Annotated in this window: 4 protein-coding genes and 1 pseudogene; 2 read left to right on the top strand and 3 right to left on the bottom strand. The window is 67.5% G+C overall.

The window, feature by feature from the left end; genetic code table 11:
* Positions 1–317 (bottom strand): hypothetical protein (locus AB0H32_RS47565; protein WP_361135747.1); only part of this gene is annotated, 317 nt, incomplete at its 3' end.
* A gap of 142 nt (positions 318–459) precedes the next feature.
* On the opposite strand from AB0H32_RS47565, the gene AB0H32_RS47560 reads away from it, so the two are divergent.
* Positions 460–948 (top strand): hypothetical protein, encoded by a 489-nt coding sequence (locus tag AB0H32_RS47560; protein ID WP_361135745.1) that lies wholly within the window; start codon positions 460–462, stop codon positions 946–948.
* A 137-nt stretch (positions 949–1,085) separates the two neighbouring features.
* On the opposite strand, the gene AB0H32_RS47555 is transcribed toward AB0H32_RS47560, so the two are convergent.
* The gene (locus AB0H32_RS47555; RefSeq protein ID WP_361135742.1) at positions 1,086–1,427 is read right to left on the bottom strand and encodes a hypothetical protein; all 342 of its coding nucleotides are present in this window, start codon (positions 1,425–1,427) and stop codon (positions 1,086–1,088) included.
* A 210-nt stretch (positions 1,428–1,637) separates the two neighbouring features.
* On the opposite strand from AB0H32_RS47555, the pseudogene AB0H32_RS47550 reads away from it, so the two are divergent.
* Positions 1,638–1,930: pseudogene (locus AB0H32_RS47550) on the top strand (transposase); the annotation flags it as partial.
* Between the two features lie 64 nt (positions 1,931–1,994).
* Here the strand turns inward: AB0H32_RS47550 and AB0H32_RS47545 are convergent.
* Entirely contained in the window at positions 1,995–2,399 is a 405-nt protein-coding gene (locus tag AB0H32_RS47545; RefSeq protein ID WP_361135739.1) for a nuclear transport factor 2 family protein, read from the bottom strand.
* Between the last annotated feature and the right edge of the window lie 759 nt (positions 2,400–3,158).

Raw genomic sequence — 3,158 nt, 5'->3', positions numbered from 1 at the left:
CGAGCGCGAGCTGGAAAGAGACGCTGTGGCCGTAGCCGGCATCCGCCACGATCAGCGGAACCCTCAGCCCTTGCATCGGGCCTCTGGGCGGTCAGCTCGTTGAGGTCGAGGGAAGACAACGCGCGCAGCGCTTCGTCCGTGATGTTGGACCAGAGACACAAAGTGATGCGCGCGTCAGGATCGTCCGCAACGAGCAGAGTGGCCGAGTTGCTGGCATCGGGCTGCGTGGGAGCTCGGCGGAGTATGCGCCGCACCAGTTCGCGCGCCTGCTCGTAGGCGTCCTCGGCAACCTTGGCCCCCTCGACGTCGTGGACCAAGGCCGGCGTCGAGCTCCGCCGGATCAGCCGGCTCAACCCAGTGTGCCGCGTCGGCCTTGGCCGTGCTGCGCAGCCGGCTCTCCGCCTCCTGGTCTACGCCCCGGTCACGCAGGGCACGGCCAAGTGCCGGTGCAGCATCGGCATGCCCGCTCTTGGCAGCGCGCCGAAGCCACTTCTCGCGCTCTTCGGCATCGTGGGCGACCGTTGCAGTCACATACATGGCCTGCACGTGTCCCGCCTCGACGGCTCGCTGGTGCCAGTAGTCGGCTTGATCTGGCCGTTGTCCGGTCAGCAGCCGGGCGAGACGGTACATGGCTTCCGGCTCACCGGCTTCGGCGGCTTGCTGAAACCACCGCTCTGCTTGGCCGGTGTCGCGGCGTTCCCAGAAGTCAGCCGGATGCATCATCGCCCGTGTATCGCCGCATTCAGCAGCCTGCTCCAGACCGAAGCCGGGTCGTGCCGCGAACTGTGCTCGAACGCCATTGAACCCTCCCGAGGCCCCGATTCCACCCGTGGCCGACACCCTTCATACCGCAGCCCAACGAAGGGGATCCCGCGCGCAACAACGACCGAACAACTATGCGGCTCAGAAGAGCCGAAATGTCAGATGGACATCGGCCCGCCGGAATGATGCTTCGAGCTAGCCCCGCACGCGCGGGGACGACGACGCCTGGCGAACCGGCATCATGGGCGCCACCTTCCGTGCTGTGCTGCCGCCCGGGGGAAACCGGTGCCGCCCGCCTGGTCCCGCTGCGTTTCGTGGCCGGCCTACGCGTGCCCGGAGGCGCGTTTGTACTCGTTGTACTTGTCGCCCAGCAGGAGCTGGATGTCCTGGTTCAGGGCGGCCACCACCTCGCGCGGTGGCCTTTCTGGGCCCTGACCGGCGATCGTGGCGAACCATTCCGCCAGCACGTCTCCTACGCTGGGCGAGTGGCGTGCCAGGCAGGGCCATGAGGGAATGCAAATCGGATCGTCCGGGGCTGCCCCGAGTTCCTCGAACTTCGAAGTGGGGTAGGTCAGGTGGACGTTCCATCCCCCGGGCATTGGCTGGGCGCTGTAGATGCGGATGCCGTCCCGCTCTGCGAGCCGCTGTAAGGCCTGTGAAGACATGACGTCCATGGTGGCATCGGCACGCGGTCGGGCTGAAGGGTTTGAGCCGACCGCCGGCAGTTGCAATGCAGTGTGCAGAGCCCACCGAGCCGGGCTGGCAACGCAACGGGCCGACGGCGCTGGTCGGCACGGACCCCTATCTGACACATGGCCAACGCGACTCCTGACCGACGTTTGGAAGGCGCCGCCGCTGCGGGCACGCCTGCGAAACGTGGTCGGCCCGGACGCCGCCCGGACGTGGTGCTGGCCGACCGCGGACACGACCGCGACAAGTACCGCCGGCTGGTTTGGGACCTCGGCGCGAAACCGCTGATGCCCGGCGCGGCACCGAGCACGGTTCCGGACTCGGCACACAACGCTGGGGCGTGGAGCGCGCATTCGCCCACCTGCACTGGTTCCGCCGCCTGCGGATCCGCTGGGAGATCCGCGACGACACCCATGAAGCCTTCCTTGCCCTCGCGTGCGCGCTCGTCTGCTGGGGGCGCTTCACGTCATCGGGATAGGAATTTTTGGAACTTCAACAAAGTGACAGGCTGGTCACCCGGCTGACCCGAGCGAGGCCAAGAATCAGCCCCTGGCGATGGTCCGGCCCGGCATCTGCTCCGCGAGCGCGGCCCGCCGGGCCGGCGCACCGAAGGGGTCGGCGAAGTACTGCGTCTCGTGCACCACGTGCTGGTCAGCGAATTCCATGATGCTCACGGAGTACGAAGGCACACCGTCGTAGGTGATGAGACACTCGCTCACCCACAGATTCGCATGGCCGGTGATCCGCTGGACGGTGAAGTGCCGGTCGGCCGGGTGTCCGCCGCGCTGCGCCGAGATCGTCGCTCGGCCCCGGAACCGCTCACCTGACTGTGGGTAGTCCAGGATCGCGTCCGCGGCGTAGATGGCGTGCTCGGCTTCGGTGTTCCCGCGTTCCGAGGCCCGCCAATGCTCCTCGATCGCGGCCCTGGTTAGGGAGTCAGCATCCATGGCACCGCCCTTCCGTAGCGATGACAGCCTAGGCACTCCGGGCCACAGCCGGCCCGGGGCCAGGCGGACCTGGGCTGCCAAGTCCTCCCTTTGGGCGGATCGGAGGGCGGCAGGCGTGCACCGCGGCAACGGCGTCGAGTGACCGCCACCCGGCTCACCCCATCTTCGATCCATTCCGTTAGGAGTTCAAAGCCCTGGTCACCCTGCCCCGAGGGAATCGGGGGGCAGCGGGGGTACGGATCGTTCGTGCTCATGAAGGAAAACGGCCGCGGCGGTCTGCAGACCCCCGACACCTTCACCGCGCCGCGCGCACTGGTCCGCCGCCACGCTCACGATCCCCGCGGACTTCTTCCTGAACGGCTGGGTCCAGGTGCTCAACCCGTCGGAGGTGAGGAATAGAGCCGTGTGAGGACCCCCATCACCCGAAGTGGTTGGCTCACGGTCTCCACACGATCGTGCTCGCACGCCGGGGCCGCCGGACCGTCGCTGCGCCTCCTGGTCCAGGTCGACACCGACGGCTGGGACGTCGAGCCGAACCTTTGGGACGCAGGAGAGACCGTGTACTTGCTCGACCGTGCCCAGCACGTTCTGGCCTCCGGGTCGCTCAAGGACGCACACGAGGAGAGCGCACTGACACGAGCTGCGGGCTCCGGCGAGCTGCTGGCCGCTGTCGCCAGGTGCCCCTACGGGCGAACGAATCCGCCCCTACCGGCGTCGATCTACTGTGAAGACTTACATGCTTGAACGTCACGTTGTGTC

It is taken from the genome of Streptomyces sp. NPDC020362 (genome assembly GCF_040642095.1).
Taxonomy (GTDB): domain Bacteria; phylum Actinomycetota; class Actinomycetes; order Streptomycetales; family Streptomycetaceae; genus Streptomyces.
Note: the sequence above shows the minus strand (reverse complement) of the source record. Positions and strands in the feature narration are given on the sequence as shown.